This is a genomic window from Burkholderia sp. 572, from assembly GCF_040545135.1.
GTDB classification, from domain to species: Bacteria; Pseudomonadota; Gammaproteobacteria; order Burkholderiales; family Burkholderiaceae; genus Burkholderia; species Burkholderia cepacia.
This window is the reverse complement of sequence record NZ_JBEPLH010000002.1, coordinates 330,796-353,690: the sequence shown is the minus strand read 5'-3', so window position 1 is coordinate 353,690 and position 22,895 is coordinate 330,796. Positions and strand designations below refer to the sequence as shown.

Below are 22,895 nucleotides of genomic sequence, written 5' to 3'. Positions count from 1 at the left end.
TGATGAGGCGTGCATGCCTCGTCCTGGGATGCGTCGGCGACGTCCGGGCCACGCGCGTGCCCGGACACGGCGTCAGGTCAGTTGCCGCTCCTGCAGGGAAACGCCTTGCCGAGACCGAGCGACACCGCGGTGCTCGCGTTGTAGTCGGCCAGCTTCGGATTTTCCGCGATGTACTTGCGCACCGCGTCGGTCATCTGCTGTGCCCGGATGTCGGGCGGCAGGCAGAAATACTGGCCAACCCGCGGCCCCGTCGTGCCGCCGATCGCATCGATGGTGTTGTAGACGCCGTCGGCGGCGCCTTCGATGTAGGCCGCGCACGACGCCCGCGACTTGACGTCCGTCTTCGCGCACAGCCGGTCGAGATCCGCGCCCGTGAAAGCCGCCGCCGACAACGGCACGGCAAACGCCGCGGCACAAAACATTGCGCGCAACATGGTGTTCCTTATGTCAATGCGGCCCGAGACCGCCTGCTGCCCTGGCCGGCGCGGCGCCGGGATGCCCTGCTCCGGCCGGCATCCGGCCGGGCGGGCACCGTCTGCCGCACCGAAAACCGTTATTTTGCACTCTTTTGCGCGTCTGCCGGCGTCGACGCCCCGATGCGGGTCGTCCGCTTGCTCAGGATCTCGATCGCGTCCGGCGCGTTGTAGTGCTTCGCGAATTCGAGCGCGGTGATGCCGAGCTGGTTCTTCACCTGCGGATCGGCGCCCTGGTCGAGCAACAGCGTCACCGTCGACGCATGGTTGCCGCGTGCGGCCATCATCAGCGGCGTCGTGCCGTTCGGCGATGCGGTATCGATATACGCGTCGTGGTCGAGCAGCAGCTTCACGACCGCGTCCTGGCCGTTGGTGGCCGCGTAGTGCAGCGGCGCCCAGCCCTTCTTGCTGACTTCCGCGCCCTTGTCGACCAGCAGCTTCGCAAGGCCGAGGTCGCCGTTCAGCGAGGCGAGCATCAGCGCGGTTTCGCCGGCCTTGTCTTCCTTCTCGAGGTCGACGTTCGGCGTCGTGGCGAGCGCCGCCGCGACCTTGTCGGACTTCTCGCGCGCGGCGATCACGATCAGCGGGTCGCCATTCGGCGCGATCGTGTTCGGGTCGAGCTTGCCGCTCTTGAGCTGCTTGCCGATGTCGGCGATGTCGTCGAACTTGACGGCCTTGACGATCGCGTCGAGCGATTCGGCATGCGCGCCGGCTGCCGCGAACAGGCCGCTCGCGACGAGCGCGGCGGCAACGAGTGCACGTTTCGGCAGATGGTTGGTCGGCTTCGTCATTGTTGTGGGCTCCTTCCCTGGGTTGTCGGCTGCGCGCACGTCGTTAGCGGGCGATCTTGAACAGCCGGAAAAAGTTCTGCGTCGTCGCGTCGGCGAGTGCCTCGACGGCGATCCCGCGCTCGGACGCGATAAAGCGTCCGACATGGCTGACGTACGCAGGTTCATTCGGCTTGCCGCGATACGGCACCGGCGCGAGGTACGGCGAGTCGGTCTCGATCAGCAGCCGGTCGAGCGGCACGCGCCGCGCGACGTCCTGCACGTCGGTCGCGTTCTTGAACGTGACGATGCCCGACAGCGAGATATGGAAGTTCTGCGCGAGCGCCTGCTCGGCCACCGGCCACGGCTCGGTGAAGCAGTGCATCACGCCGCCCGGCACGTCCGCGCGCTCCTCGGCCATGATCCGCAGCGTGTCCTCCGACGACGAGCGCGTGTGGATGATCAGCGGCTTCATCGTCGCGGTCGCCGCGCGAATGTGCGTGCGAAAGCGTTCGCGCTGCCACTCCATGTCGGCGATCGAGCGGCCTTCGAGGCGGTAGTAGTCGAGGCCCGTTTCGCCGATCGCGACGACCTTCGGGTGCGCGGCCAGCTCGACGAGTTCCGCGAGTGTCGGCTCGCGCGCGTCCTCGTGATCGGGATGCACGCCGACCGACGCATAGACGTTGTCGTGCGCGTCCGCGATCGCAAGGACCTCCGGCAGCGTCTCGAAATCGACGGACACGCACAGTGCGTGCGTGACGTCGTGCTCGCGCATGTTCTGGAGCACGGCCGGCAGGCGGTCGGCCAGGCCCTTGAAATTGATATGGCAGTGAGAGTCGACGAACATCGTGTTTCCTGAATTCGTAAGGCGCGCGCTCATGCGCGCGCCGGCATGCGGCAACGGGCGGCGTTCGCGGGCCGGCCGGCCACGGTCGCGTCGCGGCGTGAGCCGGTCATCGTTTCGCAACCCACGGGAAACAATGCCGGATCACGCGAAGATTTCCCGGTACCCGAGAAACAATTCCTCGAATACGAGCCGCGCGTTGAGCGGATGGTTCTCGACCGTCCGCTGCCGCGTCACGGCCTTCATGAAACGCGCGAACGCGTTCGCATCGACCGCTTCCGCGCACCGCGCGAGCGCCGCCGCATGCATCGGGAAGTAGCGCGGCGCGCCCGCCATCCGCTGCGCGAGCAGGTCGTACAGCCAGCGCTGCAGCCAGCCGAGCACCAGCGGCACCGGCAGTTTCTGCAGCGTCTCGCCGCACGCGAACGGGTCGCATGCCGCACCGGCCGCGAGCTGCCCGAGCGTGTAGTCGCGCAGCGGGCGGTTCTCGTCGCTCGCGAGCGCCAGCGCGGCGAGCGGCGCGCCGCCGGCCTCGGCGAGCAGCGCGTCCGCATGCTCGACGCCCTGCGCCGCGAGCCAGGCCGCGGCCGCGTCGGGCGCCGGCACGGTCATCGGCCACTGCCGGCAGCGGCTGATGATCGTCGGCAGCAGGCGGTCGATACGCGCCGACACGAGCAGGAACACGACGCCGGACGGCGGCTCCTCCAGCGTTTTCAGCAGCGCGTTCGACGCGGCGACGTTGAGCGCCTCGGCCGGATACAGCACGACGACGCGCGCGCCGCCGCGGTGCGAACCGACCCCGCAGAAATCGAGCAGCGCGCGCACCTGCTCGATCTTGATTTCCTTGCTCGGCGCACGGGTCTTCTTGCCGCCCTCGTCCGCGTCGGCCGCTTTCGGGTCGTCCGCGGCGCCCGGCGCCTCGCCCGCCAGCGCCTCGGGCAGCACGATCCGGTAGTCCGGATGGTTGCCCTGCGAGAACCACGTGCAGGCCGCGCAGGCGCCGCACGGCTCGCCGTTCGGCTGCGGCGATTCGCACAGGAAGCCCTGCGCGAGATGCTGCGCGAACTGCAGCTTGCCGATCCCGGCCTGGCCATGCAGCAGCAGCGCGTGCGGCCATTGCGCACGCAGTTGCTGCAGGCGGTTCCAGTCGTCGGTCTGCCACGGATAGATCATGTGGTGCGTTCCTTGCAATTACAGCGCGGCGAGCACGCGCTCGAGCTGCTGGCGAATCTCGGGAATCGTCCGCGTCGCGTCGACGATCGCGAAACGGTGCGGCGCCTCTTCCGCACGCCGCAGGTATTCGCCGCGCGTGCGCGCGAAGAACGCGTCGGACTCGCTTTCGAACTTGTCGGGCATGCGCGCGGCGCCGCGCCGCTCGCTCGCGACCTGCGGCGCGACGTCGAACAGCACCGTCAGGTCGGGCTGGAAGCCGCCCTGCACCCAGCGCTCGAGCGTCTCGAGCTTGTCGCGCGGCAGCCCGCGGCCGCCGCCCTGGTACGCGAACGTCGCATCGGTGAAGCGATCGGACACGACCCAGTCGCCGCGCGCGAGCGCCGGCTCGATCACGAGCGCAAGATGCTCGCGACGCGCGGCGAACATCAGCAGCGCTTCCGTCTCGAGATCCATCGGCTGGTTCAGCAGGATCTCGCGCAGTTTCTCGCCGAGCTGCGTGCCGCCCGGCTCGCGGGTGACGACGACCTGCCGGCCGGCCGCGGCCAGCTTGCCCTGGAGGCGTTCGCAGAACCATTGCAGGTGGGTGGTCTTCCCCGCCCCGTCGATGCCTTCGAACGTGATGAATTTACCGCTCGCCATTATTGACCTCGTATGTACTTGTCCACGGCCTTGTTGTGGTCGCCGAGCGTGTCCGAGAACACGCTCGTGCCATCGCCTTTCGCGACGAAATAGAGCGCGCTCGTCTGGGCCGGATTGATCGCCGCCTGCAGCGCGGCGACGCCCGGCAACGCGATCGGCGTCGGCGGCAGCCCGCGTCGGGTGTAGGTATTGTAAGGAGTGTCGGCCTGCAGGTCGCGCTTGCGCAGGCGGCCGTCGTACGCGTCGCCGAGCCCGTAGATCACCGACGGATCGGTCTGCAGCGGCATGCCGATGCGCAGCCGGTTCGCGAACACGGCCGCGACGAACGCGCGATCGGCCGCATGGCCCGTTTCCTTCTCGACGATCGACGCGATCGTCAGCGCTTCGTAAGGCGTCTTGTACGGCAGGCCCGGCACGCGCGCGGCCCAGGCCTCGTCGAGACGCGTCTGCATCAGATGGTATGCGCGCCGATAGATGTTCAGGTCGCTCGTGCCCTTGTCGAACAGGTAGGTATCGGGGAAGAACAGCCCCTCGCCGCTGCCGCGTTGCACCGCGTTGTCCGGCGCGCCGATCGCGCGCAGCAGCTCGGCGTCGCTCATGCCGGCCGTCGAGTGGGCAAGATCGGGGTTCGCATCGAGTTCCGCGCGCATCCGCTTGAAGGTCCAGCCTTCGATGACCGTCGCGACGTATTCGTTCACGTCGCCGCGCGCGATCTTCTGGAGTACCTCGTACGGCGTGATGCCGGTCTTGAATTCGTAGTTGCCGGACTTGAGCCGGCTCGACAGCCCGAGCACGCGCGTCATCGCGACGAAGCCGAGCGGCTCGACCGGCACGCCGCCGCGCCTGAGCTGCAGCGCGACGCTCTTCACGCTGCTGCGCGGCTTGATCGTGACGTCGAGCGATGCGGAACCCAGCAGCAGTGGCCGGGTCGCCCAGTAATACCCGCCGCCCGCGCCGGCAGCGGCCACAACGACGGCCAGCGCCACGATCGTCGCGGCGCATTTCTTCAGTAGGGACATGGAAACGTGACTCAGGTAAGACCCATATAATACTTGCTCGCCTTCGTCAAAGTCAGGGTTGACTGTTCCCTCATTCCATGAGCACACCGTTCGCTTCACCGGCTGCCCAGGCCGCATCTGCCTCGCTCCCCGTTTTTCCCCGCCCGTCCGCCGCCGATTTCGACGCGCCGGGCGCCTGCATGCCGCTGCCGCAGTTCGGCGTGATCGACGTGGCCGGCGACGACGCCGCGACGTTCCTGCACAGCCAGCTCACCAACGACATCGAGCATCTCGACGCCGCGAGCGCGCGGCTGTCCGGCTATTGCTCGCCGAAGGGGCGCCTCCTCGGGTCGTTCCTCGCGTGGCGCGCCGGCCACGGCGTGCGCCTGCTGGTGTCGAAGGACGTGCAGCCCGCCGTGCAGAAGCGGCTGTCGATGTTCGTGCTGCGCGCGAAGGCGAAACTGACGGACGCGAGCGACACGCTCGCGGTGGTCGGCTTCGCGGGCGACGTGCGCGACGCGCTGTCGGGCATCTTCGACGCGCTGCCGGACGGCGTGCACGTGAAGGTCGACGGCCCGGCCGGCACGCTGATCCGCGTGCCCGATGCAGCCGGCCGCAAGCGCTATCTGTGGATCGGCCCGCGTGCGGAAGTCGACGCGCGCGTCGCCGCGCTCGGCGGTACGCTGCCGGTCGTGTCGCCGGCCGTATGGGACTGGCTCGACGTCCGCGCGGGCGAACCGCGCATCACGCAGCCTGCCGTCGAACAGTTCGTGCCGCAGATGGTCAACTTCGACGTGATCGGCGCCGTTAACTTTCGCAAGGGATGCTACCCGGGCCAGGAAATCGTCGCACGCAGCCAGTACCGCGGCACGATCAAACGCCGCACGGCGCTCGCGCACGTCGCCGGCGAGACCGATACCGTGCATGCCGGCGTCGAGCTGTTCCACAGCGACGATCCCGGCCAGCCGTGCGGGATGATCGTCAACGCGGCGGCCGCGCCCGCGGGCGGCATCGACGCGCTCGTCGAGATCAAGCTCGCCGCGCTCGACAACGGCACGGTGCACCTCGGTTCGGCCGACGGCCCGGTGCTCGCGTTCGACGCGCTGCCGTACGCATGGCCGACGGAAGCGTGACGCACTGACAACCCGTTCGTGCGCCGGCTCGCGAGTCGCAGCCGGCGCCCGATGTTTCCTGCGAGAGATTCGCCCGATGTGTCTGATTGCCTTCGACTGGCAGCCCGATGCCGCCGCCGGTCCCGTCTTTACCCTCACCGCCAACCGCGACGAGTTCTTTCGCCGGACGAGCGCGCCGGTTTCGTGGTGGGAAGATGTCCCGGGCGTACTGGCCGGCCGCGATCTCGAAGCGGGCGGCACGTGGCTCGGCGTCTCGCGCGACGGCCGGTTCGCCGCGCTGACGAACTACCGCGCGCCGTTCGACATCCGCGCCGGCGCGCCGACCCGCGGCAAGCTCGTGTCCGATTTCCTCGGCGGCCCGTCCGTTGCGCCGCTCGACTATCTCGGGCGGCTGGCCGAGCATGCGGCCGTCTATAACGGCTTCAACCTGCTCGTCGGCGACTGGAGGCGGCGCGAACTCGCGTGGTTCTGCAATCGTGCGCCCGAAGGCGAAAGCGGTGTCGCCGCCCCCGTCGCGATCGCGCCCGGCGTGCATGCGCTGTCGAATGCGCGGCTCGATACGCCCTGGCCGAAAGTGGTGCGCAAACGTGCGGAACTCGGCACGCTGCTCACCGACAATCCGACCCCGTCGCTCGACGACCTGATCGCGTTGATGCGCGACCCGCATGTCGCGGCCGACGACGCGCTGCCGCACACGGGCATTCCGATCGAGCGCGAGCGTGCGCTGTCGGCCGCGTTCATCGAGACGCCCGAATACGGCACGCGCGGCACGACCGCGCTACGCGTCACGATGAAGGAAGGCGTGCGGCTCACGGTCGAGATCAAGGAGCGCTGCGACGACGACGGTTCGCACCGTACCGTGCGGCCGGGTTCGTTCGAGCGCGCGTTCACGTTCGACCTCGACGCGACCCCGCCGCGCTGAGCACGCGTGCGGGCGCCGTGCTACGGCGCGCGCGCCATCTCGACGTGCGGCACGCCGGCTTCGACGAACGGTTCACCGACCGCCGTGAAGCCGCGCCGCAAGTAGAACGACACGGCCGAATCCTGCGCATAGAGCCGCACGACGATTTCGCCGCGGCGCCGCGCCGCGTCCAGCAGCGCGTCCAATACGGCTGACCCGACGCCCTGGCCGCGTGCATCGGCCAGCACCGCGACGCGGCCGATCGTGCCCGACGGCAGCAGCCGCCCCGTCGCAACCGCGGGGCGCACGCCGGTCGCGGCATCGACCCGGTACGCCACCGCATGGAGCGACAGCGGATCGTCGTCGTCGAGCTCCCATTCCGGCGGAATCTGCTGCTCGCGCACGAACACCGCGTCGCGGATCCGCGCGGCGTCGCCGCCCAGCACCGTCCAGTCGCCCGTTTCCACCACGCCGTCCGTCATCGCAGCCCTCCACGCGGCGCGCGCGCCGTCAAATGCCGTCAAACGTCGTCGAATGCGGCCTTCAGTGCCGCGACCGCGTCGGCATGCGCGGCCCGCACCTCGGGGATGTAGCCGCCCATCTTGAAGAATTCGTGGATCATCCCCGGATAGCAGACCAGCGTGACCGCATTGCCCGCCGCACGCAACTTCTCTGCATACGCGGCACCCTCATCGCTCAGCGGATCGTATTCGGCCGTCGCGATCCACGCCGGCGCGACGCCCGCGAACGACGGCGCATCGCGCGTGCCGTCGAGCGGTGCGAAACGCCAGTCGTCGCGGTCCGCCCGATCGCGCACGTATTGCGTGAAGAACCACTGGATCGTGTCCTGCGTCAGCAAGTAGCCGTTCGCGAGCCGTGCGTGCGATCCGGTGTCCTGGTAGCCCGTCACGCCCGGATAGATCAGCATCTGCAGCGCGAGGCGAATGCCCGCATCGCGCGCGAGCACCGCGCAGACGGTCGCGAGCGTGCCGCCCGCGCTGTCGCCGCCGACGGCCAGCCGTTCGGCATCGATGCCGAACGTGGCGGCCTCGCGGTGCAGCCATTGCAACGCGTCGTCGGCGTCGTTCACCGCGGTCGGGAACCGGTGCTCCGGCGCGAGCCGGTAGCCGACCGACAGCACCGCACACTGCGCGTCGTGCGCGAACATCCGGCACAACGCGTCGTGCGTATCGACGCTGCCGACCGTGAAACCGCCGCCGTGGTAGTACACGAGCGCCGGCAGCGGCTCCGCGAGGCTCGGCGCGACCGGCAGGTACAGCCGCGCGCCGATCGTGCGGCCATCGCGCGTCGGGACCACGCACTCCTCGACCGAATGCATCGGCGCCGGTGCGACGTCGAGGATCGGCGCGCTCTTCTCGTACGCGGCGCGCGCCTGCTGCGGCGTCTGGTGATGGTAGGACGGACGTTTCGCGCGCTCGATCATGTCGAGCACCTGGGCGATCTTCGGATTCAGCGGCATCGATAAGGACGGCGCCGGTGCGACGCCGTGAACGGACAAGCGTCACATGATGCCACGCCCTCGTCGTGCAGGCGCGGTGCGCAATCCCGGCCCTCTCTCGGCCTGCCGTGAACGCGTTCGACGGCACACCTGCGCCATGAAAAACAAAACGGCCCTGCCGGCAAAGCGGCAGGGCCGTGCGTCCCGGCGCTTACGCGTCGCTCGGGCCGGGCTGGGCGTCCGGCGCCGTGCGCGAGCGTTGCCGCTTGATGTCGCGGCCCACCGCGAGCCGCCGCATGTACTTGAACGTGCCGAGCGCCTTCGCGACGAAATTGCCGTCGCTGTCGCGCACTTCGCCTTCGCAGTAGGCCATCGTCGTCGAACGATGCATCACGCGCCCGTAAGCGCGCAACTCGCCGCGCCCCGGCTGCATGAAGTTCACCTTCATCTCGACCGTCACGACGCCGACGCCGTCGTCGGTCAGGCTGCGCGCGGCCATCGCGAGAGCGATGTCCGAGAGCGTCATCGTCACGCCGCCGTGCGCGATGCTCCACGTGTTCATGTGCCGCTCTTCGAGCGGCAGCACGAGCTCGCTCGCCCCGTCCTTCGCGGACACGAGCTGCACGCCGAGCAGGTCGACGAACGGGCTTTCGATCGACGGGCCGTCCGTCGGGGTTGCCGCGTCGCTCATCGTGCGCTGTCGACGATGTAGTCGACGCATTCGCGCGACTCGGCCACCGCGACGACGAATTTCTTCACTTCCTGGTGAACCGGGTGCACCTGGTAGGCATCGAGCGCGGCCTTGTCCGCGAAATCGGACACGAGCACGATGTCGGCGGTCGCGTCGAGGCCGGGCGTTGCCACGCCGACGTCGATCTGCAGCGTGCCCGGCACGAGGTCGCGACAGCCTTCGAGCTTTTCCTTCAGCTTCAGCGCGTTCTGCGCGCGCGTCGCGCCTTCGGCCGATTCTTTCAACTTCCACATGACGATATGACGGATCACTTCGGTTGCTCCTGTTCGTTGGTGTTCACGATGCGGGCTCGGCCCGCTTCGTGGCCGGCCGGGTGATGCCCGGCCGGTCGTCTGCCCGCTTCGCTTGCACGCGGTCGCGGCAACGGGGGAAAAAACGCGTATCGAATCGGCTGTCGTCCGGCCTTTCCGGCGACGATACGCGCATTTTCACCGTGTCGCTCACCGACGGCGCGATCCGCGCAAGCGGCGGCAATCGCCAAGCCTACCAAACTTGACGGCTCCGATGGAACGATCGCGCAGCCTTCCATTGAATCGCGGGAACGCGGCTTGCCCGGCTTCGCGCGCGCCGCTTCGGCGCAGGCCTGTACGCCTCGGCAATCGCCCGCGCAAACTCGACGATTCAATTCCAGCACGGCAGCAATCGGCAAAATGAAACGTCATTGTCGATTATTTATTCACCGAATATCCGGATTCCAATACCCGCCTTCATTAAATCGCATAATTTACCGACTCAATGAGTAATAGTTACGATCGCCTTTTCGCAAAACCGCCTGAAATCAGGAAAACGTCATTGACTTCGATTCTTCCGAAAATTTAGAATCCCCTACAGCGGCTTACGATTGATTTTCTCCCGCCGCACACAAGCCGGCACGCACCTGCACGAGGGCCGCCCGCCCTGCCTTTTCTCGCTTCATGTCGAGGCGGCGTCCCTTGCCGCTTCAGTTTTCGGCATTTATCGCCTGCTTGCCAATTTCCTGCTCGATTCACTCACCGCAACAGCATCACATCCTGATTAACACTCGGCATTCACTTGAATGCCCGCGACACGGTACCCAACGGACAACAGATCCGTTCATTCAATCATCCCGATAAAAAATCGCCAGTCATCAGGAGGGACATCAACATGCATCGCCTTGTGAAGTCGCTGTGCCTCGGATTCATCTGCGCCGGCCTGCTCGCGGCCTGCAACGACGACGACGTCAAATCGAACAGCCCGCCGTCGAACAACGCCGCGCTGTCGTTCCGCATGGACGCCGGCGGCCAGATCAACGCGTTCTACCGGCAGGACAAGGTCGCCGCGCACCTGCTGGTGCGCTCGTCGACGAAACCGCGCCTGCTCGTGGTCTTCCCCGCCGGCAACAGCGGCACGGGGCTGTGGTTCGACGACACCGCGCAGCCGGTGAACTGGAGCCTCGACACGCCGCCGTCCGCGCTGTCGGCACCCGACGCGCACGGCCGCCCGCTGTACGGCATCGGCGCCGACGTGTCGGTGGACACCGGCACGCTGACGATCCGCCAGGGCGTGCTCAGCAACGTGCGCTTCCTGCGCGACTTCAACGGCGGCGCAACGATTCCGCAACAGATTCTCGCCGCGCCGACGGTCCAGGGCAGCGCCGCGCAATGGCAACGCGACCGGATCGACGGCGCGCCCGGCTATTCGCTGCGCATCACGTTGCGCGACGGCGGCAGCATCGTGCCGGCTGCGGGCGGCAAGCTCGTCCTGAGCGCACCGGCGGGCTCGCACACGCTGCGGCTGCATGTCGATGCGCTGTCGGGCGAGACGCCGTTGTCGCCGATCACGCGCGCCGACCTGCTCGCGCCGTCGGTGAACCCCGACCCCGTGAGCCAGAACGTACTCGAATTCCTGAGCTTCCACGACAAGCTGCTGGCGGGCTCGTGGCAGTACGACACCTACTTCGGCCGCGACACGCTGATCTCGGTTCGCATGCTGATGCCCGTGCTCGAACCCGCGGCGATCGAGGCCGGCCTGTCGTCGGTGCTGAGCCGGCTGTCGGCCGACGGCAAGGTCGCGCACGAGGAAGGCATCGGCGAGTTCGCACTCGTCGACAACCAGAAGAACGGGAAGCCGAACGATCCGACGCCGACCTACGACTACAAGATGATCGACAGCGACTACCTGCTCGCGCCGATCGCGGCCGCGTGGCTGATCGACGATACGCGCGGCCAGGCGCGTGCGGCTGCGTATCTGGCCCAGCGCGGCAGTGACGGGCAGACCAACGGCGCCCGCCTGGTCGTCAACCTGCTGCACGTCGCGACCACCGCGCAGCCGTTCGCGCAGCAGCCGTCGGTCGCGAACCTGATCCACCTGCGGCCCGGCGAGATCGTCGGCAACTGGCGCGACAGCACCGACGGGCTCGGCGGCGGCGTCTACCCGTATGACGTGAACGCGGTGCTCGTGCCGGCCGCGTTGCGCGCGGCGAACGCGTTCCTCACGCGCGGCCTGCTCGATCCGTACCTGGATGCCGGACAGCGCGCGACGCTCGCCAACACGGCTAACCAGGCGGCCACATGGGAAACGCAGGCGCCGCCACTGTTCCAGGTCAGCGTGCCGGCCGCGCAGGCGACCGCCGACGTGTCGGCCTATGCACCGTCCGCCGGCGTGCCGGCCGGTGCCGCGCCTGGCGCACCGCTGGCCTTCTACGCGCTGTCGCTCGATCAGCAGGGCAACCCGATTCCGGTGATGAACTCCGATGGCGGCTTCGCGTTGCTGTTCGGCACACCGCCGGACGACCAGCTCCAGCGGATCGTCGCCGACGTCACGCGGCCGTTCCCGACCGGGCTCGTGACCGATGCCGGCATGCTGATCGCGAACCCTGCGTATGCGAGCCAGGCACTGTGGCCGAAATTCACGAGTTCCGCGTATCACGGCACGGTGATCTGGTCGTGGCAGCAGGCGATGTGGGTGGCCGGGCTCGATCGCCAGCTCGCGCGCCAGGACCTGTCGGCCGCGACCCGCACGCTGCTCGCGCAGGCGCGGCAGACGATCTGGCAGGTGATCTCGAACGGGCGCGACATGCGGACGTCGGAGATGTGGACGTGGTCCTACGTGAACGGCAAGTACCAGACCGACGCGTTCGGCACGCGCAGCGCCGATGCGACCGAAGCCAACGCGGCACAGCTCTGGAGTACGACGTATCTCGCGATCCGCGATCCGCAGCAGCGCGCGGGCAAGTACTGGTGGCAGGCGTCGCGGCAGATGCAGGATGCGCAGCCGGAAAACGCCGCGGCCCTGGCATCGCGCTAGCTGCGTATCGCCCGTCGCATGCCGACCGGGCATGCTGAAGCCCCGGGTACGTTACCTCGCCCGGGGCTTGGGCGGAAACCGAAACGATCGACACGCCTTCGGCACGGCCGCGTTGCCGAACGTCCCGTGTGCCGCGCCACCCCGCGTCACCGCGACACGACGCGGTTTCTCCCTTCCCGCTTCGCCTGGTACAACCGTTCGTCGACGACGCGCAGCAACGCGTCGACCGTGCTGCCGTCGACCCCGTATTGCGCGACGCCGACGCTGACCGTCACCTGCACGCGCTTGAAATCGAGCCCGAACGGCGAGCTCGCGATCGACGAGCGCACGCGCTCGGCCGTCATCCGCGCGCCTTCGAGCGGCATCTCGGGCAGCAGCGCCATGAACTCCTCGCCGCCGACCCGCGCGAGCCCGCCGGCCGGCCGGATCGCGTCGAGGCACTGACGCACGACGCCGCGCAGCACCTCGTCGCCGATCTGGTGCCCGTACGCATCGTTGATGTTCTTGAAATTGTCGAGATCGAGTGCGAGCAGGCAGAACGGCGTGCCGTCGCGCTCGGCCCGCACCATCTCGCGCTCGACCTGCGCGATGAACTGCCGGCGGTTCGACGCGCCCGTCATCGGATCGGTCGCGGCCATGTATTCGAGCTTCTGGTTCGTGCGCCGCAATTCCTGCAGCGCGCTCTCGGTGCGCGCCATCGATTCCGACAGCCGGCTCATCAGGTCTTCCTGGCTGTAGATCGCCGAGAACGAGCGCGTCGTCTGCAGCGCCTGCACGACGCCGTAGCTGAGCAGGAAGAAGCCGCCCGCGAAAATCGCGTGCGCGAGCCACCACATGTGATTCCACGGCTTGCCGAGAATGAACGCCAGCGACGACAGCGCAAACGCCATGATCGACACGCCGTAGATCACCATCAGCGGCGAGCGGATCCGGCGCGCGAGCAGCACGGCGACGTTCAGCAGCGAGAACACGAGCGCGCCGCCTTCCATCGACAGCCGCGTGCCCGGCGCGCCCGCGACCGGCGAATACGCGATGTACGCCACGACGACGTTGACGATCACGAAGAACACGATCCACGGCAGCCACGTGCGCACGCTCGTGCGCTTGTCGAAGCGATCGGGCGGACGGGCATAGGACAGCAGGCCCGTGAGCAGCAGGATCGACATCACGAGCCGCGACGCGGGCCCGTACAGCAGGAACAGCCAGATATTGTGATGCGCCATCCCGGTGAACGCACCGTGCAGCGCGTAGATCATCGCGAAGCCGAGAAAGCCGAGTGTCAGCCAGCGCAGCAGCGGTTCGCCGGACGACCGGTAGCACACCCACGTCACGTAGGTAACGAACCCGCCCTCGAGGGTCGCGGCCGCGATCGCGATTTCATGGAACGCGTGGTTCTCGAACACCGCGTGCGGGTCGCTGAAGAACCACAGATAGGCGATCAGATAGGCGGGCAGCAACGCGAATCCGACCAGCAGGCATTTCGCGTAGAGCCTCGCGGCCGCGCTGACGACGCGCGGCGGTTCCCCGGCTGCATAGGTCGTACTCATTCGGTCCCCGGTCGGTCTGCTGCGTTGGTTCGAACCTTCGCGGCACGGATCGTGCGACGCACGATCCGGCCCATCGTGCCGAAAGGCAAATGTCAGAGCAAGTATAGGTGGGGCAAATTGTTTGACAAGTAAGGGGAAACGGCATTGCCCGGCGCATGCCTTTTGCTTCCCGATTGTTTCGAATGGCGGTTCAGTGGCACCGATTCGCATCGCGGCCGCCTGCCTCGCCGAAGCGAAGCCGCGGCCGCCACCCGCCAAAGATCAGAGGATTTCGAACAGGCCGGCCGCGCCCTGCCCGCCGCCGATGCACATCGTGACGACCACGTACTTCACGCCGCGCCGCTTGCCTTCGATCAGCGCGTGGCCCGTCAGGCGCGCGCCCGACACGCCGTACGGATGGCCGACCGCGATCGCGCCGCCGTTCACGTTCAGGCGATCCTCAGGAATCCCGAGCGTGTCGCGGCAGTACAGCACCTGCACCGCGAACGCTTCGTTCAGTTCCCACAGGCCGATATCGTCGACCTTCAGCCCCGCCTGCTTCAGCAGCTTGGGCACCGCGAACACGGGGCCGATACCCATCTCGTCCGGCTCGCAGCCCGCCACCGCGAAACCGCGGAATGCGCCGAGCGGCTGCAGCCCTTCGCGCTGCGCGGCATCGGCGCTCATGACGACGCAGGCCGACGCGCCGTCCGAGAACTGGCTGGCGTTGCCGGCGGTGATCACGCCGCCCGGCACGGCCGACCGGATCTTCGACACGCCTTCGAGCGTCGTGTCCGGGCGGATCCCTTCGTCGGCCGATACCGTCACTTCCTTCGTGAACAGACGGCCCGTGGCCTTGTCGGCGATGCCCGCGAGCACCGTGATCGGCACGATCTCGTCGCGAAAGCGTCCGGCTTCCTGCGCGGCCGCGGCACGCAGTTGCGACTGCACGCCGTACTCGTCCTGCCGCTCCTTCGAGATGCCGTAGCGCTTCGCGACGTTCTCGGCCGTCTGCAGCATGTTCCAGTAGATCTCGGGCTTGTGCTGCGCGAGCCAGCCTTCCTGGATCATGTGGTGGTTCATCTCGTTCTGCACGCACGAGATCGATTCGACGCCGCCCGCGACGTACACCTCGCCTTCGCCCGCGATGATCCGCTGCGCGGCCAGCGCGATGGTCTGCAGCCCCGACGAGCAGAAGCGGTTCACCGTCATCCCCGGCACGCTCACGGGCAGCCCGGCGCGCAAGGCGATCTGCCGCGCGATGTTCGCGCCGGTCGCGCCTTCGGGGTTCGCGCAACCCATGATCACGTCCTCGACGCGCGCGGGGTCGAGCTTCGCGCGTTCGAGCGCGGCCGCGACCACGTGGCCGCCGAGCGTCGCGCCGTGCGTCATGTTGAAAGCACCGCGCCAGGATTTCGCCAGCGGCGTGCGGGCGGTCGATACGATTACGGCTTCGGTCATGCGAGTCTCCTTCGGTCCTGCTTCATGTCCTGCATCGAATGGGAATGCGCTACGCCGCCGGGCGCGCGCCCGCGGACGTCACATGCGCGACGCCCGCTGCCTGCATCTGCTGCCATGCGTGGGCGAGCGACCCGTTCAGGTCGATCGCGCGGCACGCATCGTTGATCACCGCGGCGTCGAAACCGGCCGCACGCGCGTCGAGCGCCGACCACGCGACGCAATAGTCGGTCGCGAGCCCGCAGCACCACACGCGCTTCGCGCCGAGCTCGCGCAGATAGCCCGCGAGCCCCGTGCGCGTCGTGCGATCCGCTTCGACGAACGCGGAATAGCTGTCGACCTGCGCGTCGCCGCCCTTGCGGATGACGAGCCGCGCATGCGGGATGTCGAGGTCGCGATGCAGCGCCGCGCCGTCGGTGTCCTGCACGCAGTGCACGGGCCACAGCACCTGCTCGCCGTACGGCAGCGCGAGCGTGGAGAACGGTTCGCGGCCCGGATGGTTCGCCGCGAACGACACGTGCTCGCGCGGGTGCCAGTCCTGCGTCAGCACGACCTGGTCGAAGCGCCGCGCCAGCGCGTTGATCACCGGCACGACCGCGTCGCCGTCGGGCACCGCGAGCGCGCCGCCCGGCATGAAGTCGTATTGCACGTCGATCACGAGCAGTACGTCGTCGGTGTGTCTCATTGCGTTTCTCCGGGTGTTCGTCGCGCCGCGATCCGGCGCGTCAGCCGTTGAACCCGCGGCCGGCCTTCGCGAGCTCGGCGATCGACGGCGCGAGCTGCCATGCGTCGCCGTTCGGCGCGGCCGCGTAGCGGCGAATCGCGCGCTCGACGTTGTAGAGGCCGACCACGTCCGCGTACAGCATCGGGCCGCCCCGCCACAGCGGGAAGCCATAACCGGTCAGGTAGACCATGTCGATGTCGGACGCCTTCGACGCGATCTTCTCCTCGAGGATCTTCGCGCCTTCGTTCACCAGCGCGAACACGAGCCGTTCGACGATCTCGTCGTCGCCGATCTTGCGCCGCTCGACGCCGCGCTCCTTCGAATACGCGACGACCATCTCGTCGACGAGCGACGACGGCTTTGCCTTGCGCTCGCCCGGCACGTAGTCGTACCAGCCGGCGCCCGTCTTCTGGCCGAAGCGGCCCTGCTCGCACAGGCGGTCGGCGATCTTCGAGTACTGCAGGCCGGGCTGCTCGACATAGCGGCGCTTGCGGATCGCCCAGCCGATGTCGTTGCCGGCGAGGTCGCTCATCCGGAACGGACCCATCGCGAAACCGAATTTCTCGATCGCGCGATCGACCTGCGCGGGCAGCGCGCCTTCCTCGAGCATGAAGAGCGCCTGGCGGATGTACTGCTCGATCATCCGGTTGCCGATGAAGCCGTCGCACACGCCCGACACGACCGCCGTCTTGCGGATCTTCTTCGCCACGGCCATCACGGTGGCGAGCACGTCCTTCGCGGTCTGCGCGCCGCGCACGACCTCGAGCAGCTTCATCACGTTCGCCGGGCTGAAGAAGTGCATGCCGACGACGTCCTGCGGACGCTTCGTGAATGCCGCGATCTTGTCGACGTCGAGCGTCGACGTGTTCGACGCGAGGATCGCGCCCGCCTTCGCGACTTCGTCGAGCTTCCTGAACACCTGCTCCTTCACGCCGAGTTCCTCGAACACGGCCTCGACGATCAGGTCGGCATCCTTCAGATCGTCGTAGGACAGCGTCGGCGTGATCAGCGCCATGCGCGCGTCGAGCTTCTCCTGCGTGAGCTTGCCCTTCTTCACCTGCGCGTCGTAGTTCTTGCGGATCGTCGCGACGCCGCGCTCGAGCGCTTCCTGTTTCGTTTCGAGCAGCGTGACGGGCAGCCCTGCGTTCACGAAGTTCATCGCGATGCCGCCGCCCATCGTGCCCGCGCCGATCACGCCGACACGGCGAATCTCGCGCAGCGGCGTATCGGACGGCACGTCGGGAATCTTGCTCGCCGCGCGCTCACCGAAGAACGCATGCCGCAGCGCGCGGCTTTCCGGCGTCATCATCAGCGCGACGAAACCCTCGCGCTCGGCGATGCTGCCCTTGTCGAAGCCGTGCAGCACGCCGGCCTCGATCGCGTCGATGCACTTGTGCGGCGCGGGGAAATTCGGTGCGGCGGCCCGGGCCGAGTTGCGCGCGAACTGGATGAAGCCCGCGGCGTTCGCGTGGACGATCTTGCGATCGCGCACGCGCGGATGCGGCCCCTTCTGCGCACCGGCCTTGCGCGCGAACGCGACGGCCGCGTCGAGCAGGTCGCCGTCGGCCATCTCGTCGAACAGACCGCTCTTCGCGAGTTGCTCCGACGGCACGGGCGCGCCCGACACGATCATGTTCAGCGCGGTTTCGAGCCCCACCGCGCGCGGCAGGCGCTGCGTGCCGCCCGCGCCCGGCAGCAGGCCGAGCTTCACCTCGGGCAGCGCGACCTGCGCGCCGGGTGCCGCGACACGGTAATGCGCGCCGAGCGCGAGCTCGAGGCCGCCGCCCATCACGACGCTGTGCAGCGCCGCGACGACGGGCTTCGCGCTCGCCTCCACCGCGCGGATCACGGTGTGCAGCGTCGGCTCCTGGAGCGCCTTCGGCGTATTGAATTCGGTGATGTCGGCGCCGCCCGAGAATGCGCGTCCTGCGCCGGTCAGCACGATGGCCGTGACCGACGGGTCCTGCGCGGCGCGATCGAGCGCGTCCATGACGCCCTGACGGGTCGACAGGCCGAGCCCGTTGACGGGCGGATTGTTGAGCGTAAGGACGGCCACGCCGTCGCGAGTCGAGTAATCCACTGCCATCTGCCTGCCTCCATGCATCGCGCGCCGGGGTGGCTGCGCTTCATTGTGCGCGGTCGAACAGCCGCATGTCCGGTTGAACGCAGGCAGCATACAACGAAAAAGCACGGTCGTTCAATTTGAATTTTGTTCCCGATCCGGGGACGGATCGGGCGACCGTTTCGCGAGCCGCTTGCGGCCCGGGCGCAGACGTTACGGCTCGCGTTACGACTCGCCGACCGCCGTCGGCAACACGTAATCGCGGAATGTCTCGCGCAGCTTCAGCTTCTGCAGCTTGCCGGTCGCGGTGTGCGGAAGCGAGTCGACGAACACGACGTCGTCGGGAATCCACCATTTCGCGACCTTGCCTTCGTAGAACGCGAGCAGCGCGTCACGGTTCAGGTTCGCCCCTTCGCGCGGCACCACGACGAGCAGCGGACGCTCGGTCCATTTCGGGTGCGCACAGGCGATGCAGGCGGCCTCGGCCACGCCCGGGTGCGCGATCGCGACGTTCTCGATGTCGATCGAGCTGATCCACTCGCCGCCCGACTTGATCACGTCCTTGCTGCGGTCGGTGATCTGCAGGAAGCCGTCGGGGTCGATCGTCGCGACGTCGCCGGTCGGAAACCAGCCGTCCGACAGCGGCGACGTATCGCCGCGAAAGTAGTGGTCGATCACCCACGGGCCGCGCACCTGCAGCTCGCCGAACGCGACGCCGTCCCACGGCAGCTCGTGGCCGTCCTCGCCGACGATGCGCATGTCGACGCCGCAGATCACGCGCCCCTGCTTCTCGAGCAGCTTGCGCTGCGCGTCGAGCGGCCGCTGCGACTGCGCCCAGTTGAGCTTCGCGAGCGTGCCGAGCGGCGACAGTTCGGTCATCCCCCAGGCATGGATCACGCGCACGCCGTATTCGTCCTCGAAGGTGCGCAGCATCGCGGGCGGGCACGCGGAGCCGCCGATCACCGTGCGGTTCAGCGTCGAAAAGCGCACACCGGCCTCGCGCATGTAGTTGAGCAGGCCGAGCCACACGGTCGGCACGCCCGCGGAGAACGTCACGCGCTCGGCTTCCATCAGCTCGTACAGCGATTTCCCGTCGAGATCCTTGCCGGGCAGCACGAGCTTGCCGCCCGTGAGCGGCACCGCGTACGGCAGCCCCCACGCGTTGACGTGGAACATCGGCACGACGGGCAGCACCGCGTCCATCGCGGACAGGTTCATCGCGTCCGGCAACGCGGCGCCGTACGCGTGCAGCACGGTCGAGCGGTGCGAATACAGCACGCCCTTCGGGTTGCCGGTCGTGCCCGACGTGTAGCACAGCCCCGACGCCTGCTGCTCGTCGAGGCGCGGCCAGTCGTAGCGGCCGTCCTCCGCTTCGACGAGCGTTTCGTAGCACAGGAACGGCGTCGTGCCGGACGGCAGATGCGCGGCGTCCGTCATCGCGACCCAGCCCTTCACGTGCGGGCACTGCGGCGCGATCGCATCGACGAGCGGGGCGAAATTGAGGTCGAAAAAGACGTAGCGATCTTCCGCGTGATTGACGATGTACGCGATCTGCTCGGGGAACAGGCGCGGGTTGATCGTGTGGCACACGGCCCCCATGCCGCCGATCCCGTAATACGCTTCCAGATGCCGGTAGCCGTTCCACGCCAGCGTGCCGACGCGATCGCCGGTTTCGACGCCGAGCCGCGCGAGCGCCTGCGCCAGTTGCTTCGCGCGGCGTTCGCAATCGCGGTACGTGTAGCGATGCAGATCGCCTTCCACGCGCCTCGATACGATCTCCGTGTCGCCGGCATGTCGCGCGGCATGAGAAATCAGCGAGGACACCAGCAACGGCATGTCCATCATCTGGCCCAGCAACGGCTTACCCATCGTCTTGTTCTCCGTGAGGATGCGAATCGGTGACCAGCCTCTGCGGCGCGCCCGTCAGCGGCCCCGGACGGGTGTCGCGCATGGCGCGCGGGCCGCCATGCGGGCGGCGCGGCGCCGCCTTACAATATCGGCTTACCCAGAGGCGCTCAACATGTCGTTTTCCCGAAGCGCAGCCGATACGGCTGACACCCTCCCCGACCTCGCCGCCACGCTCGGCGCGCCCGCCGCCGGCGCGTTCGTCGCGCTCGGCGACGCGTTTCATACGCGGCTGCCGGCCGCGCCGCTTGCCGCGCCGTACGTCGTCGGCTTTTCCGGCGAAGTCGCGCACCTGCTCGACCTGCCGCCGTCGCTCGCCGCGCAGCCCGGCTTCGCCGAGCTGTTCGCCGGCAACCCGACGCGCGACTGGCCCGCGCACGCGATGCCGTACGCATCGGTGTATTCCGGCCACCAGTTCGGCGTGTGGGCGGGCCAGCTCGGCGACGGACGCGCGCTGACGATCGGCGAGCGCACCGGCACCGACGGCCGCCGCTACGAATTGCAGCTGAAAGGCAGCGGCCGCACGCCGTATTCGCGGATGGGCGACGGCCGCGCGGTGCTGCGCTCGTCGATCCGCGAATTCCTGTGCTCGGAAGCGATGCATCACCTCGGCATCCCGACCACGCGCGCCCTGACGGTGATCGGTTCCGACCAGCCGGTGGTGCGCGAGGAAATCGAGACGTCGGCCGTCGTCACGCGCGTGTCGGAGAGCTTCGTGCGCTTCGGCCACTTCGAACACTTCTTCTCGAACGATCGCCCCGACCTGCTGCGCCAGCTCGCCGATCACGTGATCGACCGCTTCTATCCGGATTGCCGCCACGCCGACGATCCGTACCTCGCGCTGCTCGAAGCGGCGACGCTGCGCACGGCGGATCTCGTCGCGCAGTGGCAGGCCGTCGGCTTCTGCCACGGCGTGATGAACACCGACAACATGTCGATCCTCGGCGTGACGATCGACTACGGCCCGTTCGGTTTCGTCGATGCGTTCGATGCGAACCACATCTGCAACCACTCGGATACGAACGGCCGCTATGCGTACCGGATGCAGCCGCGCATCGCGCACTGGAACTGCTACTGCCTCGCGCAGGCGTTGCTGCCGCTGATCGGGTTGCAGCACGGCATCGCCGACGACGATGCGCGCGCCGAGCGCGCGGTGGTCGACGCGCAGGCCGTGCTCGCGAAGTTCCCGGAACGTTTCGGCCCCGCGCTCGAGCGCGCGATGCGCGCGAAGCTCGGCCTCGAGCTCGAGCGCGAGAACGATGCCGACCTCGCGAACAAGCTGCTCGAGACGATGCATGCGAGTCACGCGGATTTCACGCTGACGTTCCGCCGGCTCGCACAGGTCTCGAAGCACGACGCGAGCCGCGACGCACCCGTGCGCGACCTGTTCATCGACCGCGACGCGTTCGATGCGTGGGCGAACCTCTACCGCGCGCGGCTGTCCGAGGAAACGCGCGACGACGCGACACGCGCGGCCGCGATGAATCGCGCGAACCCGAAATACGTGTTGCGCAACCATCTGGCCGAAGTCGCGATCCGGCGCGCGAAGGAAAAGGATTTTTCGGAAGTCGAGCGGCTCGCGCAGATCCTGCGCCGGCCGTTCGACGAACAACCGGAGCATGAAGCGTACGCGGCGTTGCCGCCCGACTGGGCCGGGTCGCTCGAAGTGAGCTGCTCGTCCTGAAGCCCGCAACCCGCGCGTATCGACCGACCGATCAGGAGAACCCCATGTCCCACGATTCCGACGACAAGACCTTCCCGTACCAGAAGGACGACGCCGAGCTGCGCCGGCGGCTCACGCCGATGCAGTACGAAGTCACGCAGCACGCGGCAACCGAGCGTGCGTTCACCGGCGAATACACCGACACCGAAGACGCCGGCATCTACAAGTGCGTCGTCTGCAGCACGCCATTGTTCGAATCCGGCTCCAAGTTCCACTCGGGCTGCGGCTGGCCCAGCTACTTCAAGCCGCTCAACGGCGAGGTGATCGACGAGAAGGTCGACTACTCGCACGGGATGGTGCGCGTCGAGGTCCGCTGCAACCACTGCGGCGCGCATCTCGGCCACGTCTTCGAGGACGGCCCGCGCGACAAGACCGGTTTGCGCTACTGCATCAATTCGGCTGCGTTAAACTTCGAGTCCCGACCCGAAAACGAATGAGCGGCGCCGGGCGGATCGGCGGGGCATCCCGCGCCGCCGCCCCGATCCGCTCCGGCGGTGCCTGGCGGGTCCCTACAACGGTGAAAGGCCGCGCAAGCGGCCTTTCACGCAGCTGCGAGCGCCATGAAATTCCTGTTCGATCTGTTTCCGATCATCCTGTTTTTTGCCGCCTTCAAGGTCTGGGGCATCTTTACCGCCACCGCCGTCGCGATCGTCGCGACGCTGGCCCAGGTCGCGTGGGTCGCCTTCCGGCACCGGAAGGTCGACACGATGCTGTGGGTCAGCCTGGGCGTGATCGTCGTTTTCGGTGGTGCCACCCTCGTCCTGCATGACGAGAAATTCATTCAATGGAAACCGACTGTGCTGTACTGGCTGTTTGCGATCGGGCTGCTCGCCGCGCGCTATGCGTTCGGCAACAACCTGATCGAGAAGATGATGGGCAAGCAGCTCACGCTGCCGCACCCCGTGTGGGACAAACTGAACGTCGCGTGGGCGCTGTTCTTCGCGGTGCTCGGCGTCGCGAACCTGTACGTGGTGCACAACTTCACCGAGTCGCAATGGGTGAACTTCAAGCTGTTCGGCACGACGGGCGCGATGGTCGTATTCATCATCCTGCAGAGCCTGTGGCTCACGAAATACCTGAAGGACGAGTGAC

General features: G+C 67.9%; 22 protein-coding genes. 7 read left to right on the top strand and 15 right to left on the bottom strand.

Annotation, left to right across the window (positions count from 1 at the left end):
* Window positions 1-77: 77 nt before the first annotated feature.
* From ABIC51_RS05285 to mltG, 6 genes are all read right to left on the bottom strand, one after another.
* Window positions 78-434, bottom strand: a complete 357-nt coding sequence (locus tag ABIC51_RS05285; protein WP_006485939.1) for a Rap1a/Tai family immunity protein — start codon at window positions 432-434, stop codon at window positions 78-80.
* 119 nt (window positions 435-553) lie between these two features.
* Window positions 554-1,264, bottom strand: a complete 711-nt coding sequence (locus ABIC51_RS05280) for an ankyrin repeat domain-containing protein (RefSeq protein ID WP_027787182.1) — start codon at window positions 1,262-1,264, stop codon at window positions 554-556.
* 43 nt (window positions 1,265-1,307) lie between these two features.
* The gene (locus ABIC51_RS05275) at window positions 1,308-2,087 is read right to left on the bottom strand and encodes a TatD family hydrolase (RefSeq protein ID WP_146252794.1); all 780 of its coding nucleotides are present in this window, start codon (window positions 2,085-2,087) and stop codon (window positions 1,308-1,310) included.
* Between the two features lie 141 nt (window positions 2,088-2,228).
* Window positions 2,229-3,257 (bottom strand): DNA polymerase III subunit delta', encoded by a 1,029-nt coding sequence (locus ABIC51_RS05270; RefSeq protein WP_021162646.1) that lies wholly within the window; start codon window positions 3,255-3,257, stop codon window positions 2,229-2,231.
* A gap of 18 nt (window positions 3,258-3,275) precedes the next feature.
* Window positions 3,276-3,896, bottom strand: a complete 621-nt coding sequence (tmk, locus tag ABIC51_RS05265; RefSeq protein ID WP_027787179.1) for a dTMP kinase — start codon at window positions 3,894-3,896, stop codon at window positions 3,276-3,278.
* Entirely contained in the window at window positions 3,896-4,915 is a 1,020-nt protein-coding gene (gene mltG, locus ABIC51_RS05260; RefSeq protein ID WP_021162648.1) for an endolytic transglycosylase MltG, read from the bottom strand. The genes tmk and mltG overlap by 1 nt, the downstream gene beginning before the upstream one ends.
* 77 nt (window positions 4,916-4,992) lie before the next feature.
* Between mltG and ygfZ the strand changes: the two genes are divergently transcribed.
* Together ygfZ and ABIC51_RS05250 are read left to right on the top strand one after the other, a co-directional pair.
* A complete protein-coding gene (gene ygfZ / locus ABIC51_RS05255) occupies window positions 4,993-6,027 on the top strand; it encodes a CAF17-like 4Fe-4S cluster assembly/insertion protein YgfZ (protein WP_146252795.1) in 1,035 nt (344 codons plus the stop codon).
* Window positions 6,028-6,103: 76 nt separating this feature from the next.
* On the top strand, window positions 6,104-6,949 hold the full coding sequence (locus ABIC51_RS05250) for an NRDE family protein (protein WP_060084278.1): 846 nt from the start codon (window positions 6,104-6,106) through the stop codon (window positions 6,947-6,949).
* A gap of 20 nt (window positions 6,950-6,969) precedes the next feature.
* On the opposite strand, the gene ABIC51_RS05245 is transcribed toward ABIC51_RS05250, so the two are convergent.
* The 4 genes from ABIC51_RS05245 to ABIC51_RS05230 form a co-directional block, all read right to left on the bottom strand.
* Window positions 6,970-7,410 carry a GNAT family N-acetyltransferase gene (locus ABIC51_RS05245; protein WP_146252796.1) on the bottom strand — a complete coding sequence of 147 codons (441 nt, stop codon included), beginning with the start codon at window positions 7,408-7,410 and terminating at the stop codon, window positions 6,970-6,972.
* Window positions 7,411-7,448: 38 nt separating this feature from the next.
* Complete coding sequence (locus tag ABIC51_RS05240) at window positions 7,449-8,408, bottom strand: alpha/beta hydrolase (protein ID WP_021162652.1); 960 nt, start codon at window positions 8,406-8,408, stop codon at window positions 7,449-7,451.
* 190 nt (window positions 8,409-8,598) lie between these two features.
* Window positions 8,599-9,078 (bottom strand): PaaI family thioesterase, encoded by a 480-nt coding sequence (locus ABIC51_RS05235; RefSeq protein ID WP_146252797.1) that lies wholly within the window; start codon window positions 9,076-9,078, stop codon window positions 8,599-8,601.
* Window positions 9,075-9,389 carry a Dabb family protein gene (locus ABIC51_RS05230; RefSeq protein WP_027787175.1) on the bottom strand — a complete coding sequence of 105 codons (315 nt, stop codon included), beginning with the start codon at window positions 9,387-9,389 and terminating at the stop codon, window positions 9,075-9,077. Before ABIC51_RS05230 ends, ABIC51_RS05235 begins: the two co-directional genes overlap by 4 nt.
* Window positions 9,390-9,394: 5 nt before the next feature.
* Between ABIC51_RS05230 and ABIC51_RS05225 the strand changes: the two genes are divergently transcribed.
* Window positions 9,395-9,634, top strand: coding sequence for a hypothetical protein (locus ABIC51_RS05225; RefSeq protein ID WP_124544599.1), 240 nt, complete (start codon window positions 9,395-9,397; stop codon window positions 9,632-9,634).
* A 629-nt stretch (window positions 9,635-10,263) separates the two neighbouring features.
* Complete coding sequence (locus ABIC51_RS05220; RefSeq protein ID WP_175757929.1) at window positions 10,264-12,405, top strand: glucosidase family protein; 2,142 nt, start codon at window positions 10,264-10,266, stop codon at window positions 12,403-12,405.
* A 146-nt stretch (window positions 12,406-12,551) separates the two neighbouring features.
* Here the strand turns inward: ABIC51_RS05220 and ABIC51_RS05215 are convergent, their stop codons facing one another.
* From ABIC51_RS05215 to ABIC51_RS05195, 5 genes are all read right to left on the bottom strand, one after another.
* Entirely contained in the window at window positions 12,552-13,952 is a 1,401-nt protein-coding gene (locus tag ABIC51_RS05215) for a GGDEF domain-containing protein (protein ID WP_027787173.1), read from the bottom strand.
* Window positions 13,953-14,213: 261 nt separating this feature from the next.
* Complete coding sequence (locus tag ABIC51_RS05210) at window positions 14,214-15,392, bottom strand: acetyl-CoA C-acyltransferase (RefSeq protein ID WP_059553275.1); 1,179 nt, start codon at window positions 15,390-15,392, stop codon at window positions 14,214-14,216.
* Between the two features lie 49 nt (window positions 15,393-15,441).
* Window positions 15,442-16,074, bottom strand: a complete 633-nt coding sequence (pncA, locus tag ABIC51_RS05205; RefSeq protein ID WP_027787171.1) for a bifunctional nicotinamidase/pyrazinamidase — start codon at window positions 16,072-16,074, stop codon at window positions 15,442-15,444.
* Window positions 16,075-16,114: 40 nt separating this feature from the next.
* Window positions 16,115-18,199, bottom strand: coding sequence for a 3-hydroxyacyl-CoA dehydrogenase NAD-binding domain-containing protein (locus tag ABIC51_RS05200; protein WP_027787170.1), 2,085 nt, complete (start codon window positions 18,197-18,199; stop codon window positions 16,115-16,117).
* Between the two features lie 201 nt (window positions 18,200-18,400).
* Window positions 18,401-20,044, bottom strand: a complete 1,644-nt coding sequence (locus tag ABIC51_RS05195) for a 3-(methylthio)propionyl-CoA ligase (protein ID WP_059708046.1) — start codon at window positions 20,042-20,044, stop codon at window positions 18,401-18,403.
* Between the two features lie 151 nt (window positions 20,045-20,195).
* Here ABIC51_RS05195 and ABIC51_RS05190 point away from each other — a divergent pair, with 151 nt between their 5' ends.
* The 3 genes from ABIC51_RS05190 to ABIC51_RS05180 all read left to right on the top strand — a co-directional run bounded on the left by ABIC51_RS05190 (window position 20,196) and on the right by ABIC51_RS05180 (window position 22,894).
* The gene (locus tag ABIC51_RS05190) at window positions 20,196-21,764 is read left to right on the top strand and encodes a protein adenylyltransferase SelO (RefSeq protein WP_354006379.1); all 1,569 of its coding nucleotides are present in this window, start codon (window positions 20,196-20,198) and stop codon (window positions 21,762-21,764) included.
* Between the two features lie 44 nt (window positions 21,765-21,808).
* Complete coding sequence (gene msrB, locus ABIC51_RS05185; protein WP_021163396.1) at window positions 21,809-22,240, top strand: peptide-methionine (R)-S-oxide reductase MsrB; 432 nt, start codon at window positions 21,809-21,811, stop codon at window positions 22,238-22,240.
* Window positions 22,241-22,363: 123 nt separating this feature from the next.
* Entirely contained in the window at window positions 22,364-22,894 is a 531-nt protein-coding gene (locus ABIC51_RS05180) for a septation protein A (protein ID WP_011352350.1), read from the top strand.
* Window position 22,895: the final 1 nt, after the last annotated feature.